We start from the raw sequence: 5,628 nt of genomic DNA, 5'->3' as shown, positions 1-5,628 counted from the left end.
GGCCCGGGCCGGCGAGCCGGCGCCGTGGCCGGACTGGGCACCCGACGAGCTGCGCGCGGCGTTCGCGCGCCGCGGCGTGGCCGCCCCGTGGCGGCACCAGGCCGAGGCCGCCGAGCTGGCGTACGCGGGAAAGCACGTCGTGGTGGCCACCGGGACGGCGTCCGGCAAGTCGCTGGCGTACCAGCTGCCGGCCCTGGGCACCCTGCTCGCCGACCCGCGCGCCACGGTGCTCTACCTGGCCCCCACCAAGGCGCTCGCCGCCGACCAGCTCCGCGCCGTCGCCGGCCTGGAACTGGAGGGAGTACGCCCCGCCACCTACGACGGGGACACCCCGCGCACCGAGCGGGAGTGGATCCGCCGGCACTCCCGGTTCGTGCTGACCAACCCCGACATGCTGCACCACGGCATCCTGCCCGGGCACGCGCACTGGTCGGGCTTCCTGCGCCGGCTCGCGTACGTGGTGGTCGACGAGTGCCACACCTACCGGGGCGTGTTCGGCTCGCACGTGGCGCACGTGCTGCGGCGGTTGCGCCGGCAGTGCGCGCGCTACGGGCGTACCCCCGTGTTCGTGCTGGCCTCGGCCACGTCGGGCGACCCGGCGACGGCGGCCGGACGGCTCACCGGCCTGCCCGTCACGGCCGTCACCGAGGACGCCTCGCCGCGCGGCGGGGTGACCTTCGCGCTCTGGGAGCCGCCGCTGCTGCCCCCTCCCTCTTCGGACGAAGAACTTGCCGATCTGGTGTCGGTCCGCCGCTCGGCGCTGCGGGAGACCGCCGACCTGCTCGCCGACAGCGTGATCGAGGGGGTACGCACGCTCGCCTTCGTCCGGTCCCGGCGCGGCGCCGAGGTGGTCGCCGCGAACGCCCGGCGGGCCCTCGACGAGGCGGTGCCCGGGCTGGGCGACCGGGTGGCCGCCTACCGGGCCGGCTACCTGCGCGAGGAGCGCCGCGAGCTGGAACGCGCGCTGCTCACCGGCGACCTGCTGGGGCTCGCCTCCACCAACGCGCTGGAACTCGGCGTCGACCTGGTCGGGCTGGACGCCGTGGTGATCTGCGGCTGGCCGGGGACCCGGGCCTCGCTCTGGCAGCAGGCCGGCCGGGCCGGCCGCTCCGGCGACGAAGCCCTCGCGGTGCTGGTGGCCCGGGACGACCCGCTCGACACCTACCTGGTGCACCACCCCGAGGCGCTGTTCGGGCGGCCCGTCGAGGCGACCGTGCTCGACCCGGCCAACCCGTACGTGCTCGCGCCGCAGCTCGCCTGCGCCGCGCACGAGGCCCCACTCACCCCCGCCGACCTGGAACTCTTCGGCGAGGGCGCGAAGGAGGCGGTCGACTCGCTGGTCGAGGCGGGGGCGCTGCGGCAGCGCCCCACCGGCTGGTACTGGCGGCACCGGGAACGCCCCGAGGTCGACCTGCGCGGCGAGGGCGGGGCCCCGGTCTGCGTGGTGGAGGAGTCCACCGGGCGGCTGCTCGGCACCGTCGACGGCGGCTCGTCGCACTTCCTGCTCCACACCGGCGCGGTCTACCTGCACCAGGGCGTCTCGTACGTGGTCGACTCGCTCGACCTGGCCGACGGGTGCGCGCTGGTGCACGCCGAGGAGCCGGACTGGTCCACCCACGCCCGCGACGTCACCTCGCTGTCCGTGGTGTCCGTCCGGTCGTACGTGGACGCCGGGCCGGTCGGGCTCTTCCTCGGCGAGGTGGACGTGACCAGCCAGGTGGTGTCGTACCAGCGGCGGCGGATCGCCACCGGCGAGGTGATCGACACCCGGCCGCTGGACCTGCCGGCACGGGAACTGCGCACCGTCGCGGTCTGGTTCACCCTCTCGCCGGAGTCGCTGGCTCTTGCCGGCGTCGAGGCCGCCGACATACCGGGGGCCCTGCACGCCGCCGAGCACGCCGCGATCGGCCTGCTGCCGCTGATGGCGACCTGCGACCGGTGGGACATCGGCGGGCTCTCCACCGCCCTGCACCCGGACACCGAGGCGCCCACCGTCTTCGTCTACGACGGTCACCCGGGCGGGGCGGGCTTCGCCGAGCGGGCGTACGGGACGGCCACCGCCTGGCTGCGTGCCACCCGGGACGCGATCGCCGAGTGCGGGTGCGAGTCGGGGTGCCCGTCCTGCGTCCAGTCCCCGAAGTGCGGCAACGGCAACAACCCGCTCTCCAAGCCGGACGCGGTCAAGGTCCTGGACGTGGTCCTCGCCAACCTCGCGGCGGTCGAGGCCGGGCGCGGGGCGGTCGACGCGGGGCCCGGGGCGGTGGACGCGGGGCCCGGGGCGGTGCTGCCGCGGCAGGCGGGGCGGGCCGCGGACTGAGCTCCTGGCTGGTGGGACGCGTGCATGAGGAGGGCGACATCGGGGCATTGATGCATGGGAGCGCTTCCATGCATCACTGGAAGCCCGAGGTGACCCGAGATTCTTCGCGCCGGGAGGTACAGCCGTGGCCGACACGATCGCCGAGACCGTCGACCTGCTCTACACGATCGACCAGGAGAACCTCACCCCCGACCAGCTGATCGCGCTGGGCACCGCGCTGGCCAACCTGGCCCAGGCGGAGCGCCTGGAACAGATCAACGAGCGCCTGCGCGGCATCCACCAGGTACTCAACGCCTGGGCCATGAAGGCGACCGTCGACGGCGGCCGCTGACCGCCGACGCGGGGTGGACGGCGGTCGATCGGATCACCGGCCGGAACGCGGGGGCCGCGGGCGGGCGATGACGGCCGAGCTGTGCGAGACTCCGGCGTTCGCCTCTTCAAGGAGATCAGATGCAGCTCGACAGCTTGCAGGCCCAGCAGCGGTTCATCGTCCGCCAGCGGATCCGGATGATGGTCAACCAGTACGAGGTCCACTCCGTGGCACCGGACGGCTCCGAGGGTGGGCTGCTCGCGTTCGCGCAGCAGAAGCGGCTCGCGTTCAAGGAGCAGGTGACCATCTACACCGACGACTCCAAGCAGTACCCCCTGCTCGGCTTCAAGGCCCGGCAGCGCCTCGACCTGGGTGCCACCTACGACGTGACCGACCACGCCGGCACCCCGATCGGTCTGTTCCGCAAGGACTTCGCCCAGTCGCTGCTCCGTTCCACCTGGCACGTCGAGCAGGCCGGCCTGCCGCAGATCACCGGGCAGGAGCGCAGCCTGCCGGTTGCCCTGCTGCGCCGCTTCGTCGACTCGCTCTCCTGGCTGCCCTACCACTTCGACTTCGTGGCGAACGGCCAGCCGGTGTTCTCGGTCGACAAGAAGTGGGGCCTGCGCGACCGGTACGTCGTCGACATCCACCACCCGCAGATCGACCGGCGACTCGTGATCGCCATGGCGGTCGGCCTGGACGCCCTCCAGTCGCGCTGACGCCCGCAGCTCACCAGGCCGGGCCGCGCCGTACCCGAGCGCCCGGCCAAGGACCCGGAGGTGTCGGGGCGGCACGGCTTCCGCCCCGGCACCACCGTCGGTCCTCAGCCCCGGGCCGGCCCGGCCCGGGAGGTCACCCTCGCCGTGCGGGCGAGCCCGGGCAGTGGGGCGACCCTCACCTCCGCCGTCACGACGACGTCGACACCGTCGAGTCGGCAGGCCGTCAGCCGACCGCCGTTCGCCGCGGCCAGCGCGGCGGCCCGTCCACACGCCTCGCCGGCGCCCTCGATCGCCCGGCCGGCGCCACCGAGAGCCGCGAAGTCGGCGGCGTTCCGGGCCTGGTGGCGCGCGCACCGGGCCGCGCCGAGCCCGGCGCCGAAGAGCCCGACCAGCACGAGCACCAGGCCCACCGCGAGTAGGCACACGGTCGCCCCACCGCGCTCGGCGCCCTGGCCTCCCCACCCGTTGGTCACCTGACGAGCCGGGCCTACCCGGTGGCGCCCGGTCACGGCTGCGGTCCGGGAGAGCCGGGTTCGACCGCGGCCACCGCGGTGCCCGACACGGTGAGCCGGGGCAGCCGGGCGCCGAAGCTCCGGACCGGCGCCCGCACGGTCACGGTGACCCGGTCGCCGGCCACGGTCACCGAGATGTCGGCGCCGGCCGGGGCGTACCGGGAGCCGGCGGTCGACCCGGGTTCGCCCCGGGCGGCGGCGAGCGCCGCCTCCCGGGCGGCGTCCAGGCAGCCGGCCCGCGTGGTCACGGCGTCGACCGCGGTGAGACCGGCGAAGAGGAGAAGCATCAGCGCCGGCAGGCCGGCCGCCAACTCGGCCGTGAACGAGCCCCGCTCCCGCGCGCCCCACGGCCGCCGCCCAACGGCCCGTCCCAGCTGCCCGGTCCCGGTCTTAGAGCCGGGGCCAGGGCCAGGGCGAGAGCCACGGCCAAGGCCAGGAGCAAGGCCAGGGGCAGGGCCACGGCCACGGCTGCAGGACGGTGAACCCGGGTCCGGGCCAGGCTGGCGGCCGGCCCACCGGCGACTGGTCACTTCAACGCCCGGTCGATGACGGCGGTGAGCGCGGACTGCACGTTGCCGGAGGTGAGCACCTTCAGCAGGATCCCCGCGAAGGCGACCGCCGCGAGGGTGCCCACGGCGTACTCGGCCGTGTTCATCCCGGCGTCGCCGCGCAGGCGGGTGAGGAGTTTGCGCATGTCGTACTCCCTTTCTCGGGGATTCAGAGCACATCGCCGAGGACGGCGACGATCACCGGCACCAGACCGGCGAGAATGAAGGCGGGCAGGAAGCAGAGCCCGAGCGGCAGAACGATGAGCACCCCGGCCCGCCGGGCGGCCGCCTCGGCCGCGGTCGAGCGGTCGGACCGCAGGTCGTCGGCGAGCCGGGTGAGCGCGCCGGCCAGCGCCGCGCCGCTGCTCGACGAGCGGGTGGCGCTGGCCGCGGTCAACGGCCCCGCGTCGGTGGTGCTCTCCGGCGACGAGGACGCCGTGCTGGCGGCCGGCGAGCGGCTCACCGCGGCGGGCCGGCGGACCCGCCGGCTGCGGGTCGGCCACGCCTTCCACTCCGCCCGGATGGACGACATGCTGGCCGACTTCCGGGTGGTCGCCGAGAAGCTCGCCTGGCACCCGCCGACCCTGCCGCTGGTCTCCGACCGCACCGGCGCGCTGCTCACCGCCGCCCAGGCCACCGACCCCGACTACTGGGTGCGGCACGTCCGGGACACCGTCCACTTCCAGGCGGGCGTGGCCACCCTGGCCGCCGCCGGAACCGGGACCTACCTGGAGATCGGCCCGGACGCGGCGCTCACCCCGCTGGCCCGGGAGTGCCTGCCGGACGCCGAGCCGGCCGCGTTCGTGCCGCTGGCCCGCCGGGAGCTGCCCGAGGCGGCCGGCCTGCTCGCCGCGCTCGCCGCCGTGGACCTGCGCGGCGCCGGCGTACGCTGGCCCGCTCTCTTCGACGGCGCCGACGCCGCCCGGGTCGACCTGCCCACGTACGCCTTCCAGCACGAGCGGTTCTGGCCCGATCCGATGCTGCTCGACCTCGCGCCGCGTCCCGCCGACCCGGCCGACGGGGAGTTCTGGGCGGCCGCCGAGGGCGGCGACCCGGCCGCGCTGGCCGCCGTGCTCGGGCTCGACGCCGAGTCGTCGGACCCGCTCGGCGACCTGCTGCCCGCCCTGGCCGGTTACCGCGACCGGCAGCGCCGGGCGTCCCGCCTGGCCGGCCTGCGCTACCGGACCGGCTGGGTGCCGGTCGACCCACCGTCCGGCGGCGC

General features: G+C 75.6%; 7 protein-coding genes and 1 pseudogene. 4 read left to right on the top strand and 4 right to left on the bottom strand.

The genetic code is table 11. The annotated features are described in order from the left end of the window. The 3 genes from B0E53_RS32570 to B0E53_RS32560 form a co-directional block, all read left to right on the top strand. Positions 1–2,317: DEAD/DEAH box helicase (locus B0E53_RS32570; RefSeq protein WP_107079468.1), on the top strand; the 2,317-nt coding region annotated here is incomplete at its 5' end. Between the two features lie 124 nt (positions 2,318–2,441). Beyond that, positions 2,442–2,648, top strand: a complete 207-nt coding sequence (locus B0E53_RS32565; RefSeq protein WP_107079467.1) for a hypothetical protein — start codon at positions 2,442–2,444, stop codon at positions 2,646–2,648. Positions 2,649–2,767: 119 nt separating this feature from the next. Next, the gene (locus B0E53_RS32560) at positions 2,768–3,346 is read left to right on the top strand and encodes a hypothetical protein (RefSeq protein WP_091315200.1); all 579 of its coding nucleotides are present in this window, start codon (positions 2,768–2,770) and stop codon (positions 3,344–3,346) included. 104 nt (positions 3,347–3,450) lie between these two features. Here the strand turns inward: B0E53_RS32560 and B0E53_RS32555 are convergent, their stop codons facing one another. The 4 genes and pseudogenes from B0E53_RS32555 to B0E53_RS32540 form a co-directional block, all read right to left on the bottom strand. Continuing rightward, complete coding sequence (locus B0E53_RS32555) at positions 3,451–3,819, bottom strand: Rv3654c family TadE-like protein (protein WP_107079466.1); 369 nt, start codon at positions 3,817–3,819, stop codon at positions 3,451–3,453. 32 nt (positions 3,820–3,851) lie between these two features. Then, a complete protein-coding gene (locus B0E53_RS32550) occupies positions 3,852–4,232 on the bottom strand; it encodes a TadE family type IV pilus minor pilin (RefSeq protein ID WP_107079469.1) in 381 nt (126 codons plus the stop codon). A gap of 152 nt (positions 4,233–4,384) precedes the next feature. After that, a complete protein-coding gene (locus B0E53_RS32545) occupies positions 4,385–4,552 on the bottom strand; it encodes a DUF4244 domain-containing protein (protein WP_013283643.1) in 168 nt (55 codons plus the stop codon). Between the two features lie 23 nt (positions 4,553–4,575). After that, positions 4,576–4,791 (bottom strand): annotated as a pseudogene (locus B0E53_RS32540) (type II secretion system F family protein); the annotation flags it as partial. On the opposite strand from B0E53_RS32540, the gene B0E53_RS32535 reads away from it, so the two are divergent. Beyond that, a partial coding sequence (locus B0E53_RS32535; protein ID WP_146167861.1) for an acyltransferase domain-containing protein occupies positions 4,742–5,628 on the top strand: 887 nt, incomplete at its 3' end. The pseudogene B0E53_RS32540 and the gene B0E53_RS32535 overlap by 50 nt on opposite strands.

The sequence above is a fragment of the Micromonospora sp. MH33 genome (assembly GCF_003013775.1).
Classification (GTDB): Bacteria; Actinomycetota; Actinomycetes; order Mycobacteriales; family Micromonosporaceae; genus Micromonospora; species Micromonospora fulviviridis.
Note: the sequence above shows the minus strand (reverse complement) of the source record. Positions and strands in the feature narration are given on the sequence as shown.

Bases quoted from the DNA above. Each gene is read 5' to 3' on its own strand.
- B0E53_RS32560 (WP_091315200.1), top strand. From the start codon at position 2,768: ATGCAGCTCGACAGCTTGCAGGCCCAGCAGCGGTTCATCGTCCGCCAG.
- B0E53_RS32545 (WP_013283643.1), bottom strand. From the start codon at position 4,552: ATGCGCAAACTCCTCACCCGCCTGCGCGGCGACGCCGGGATGAACACG.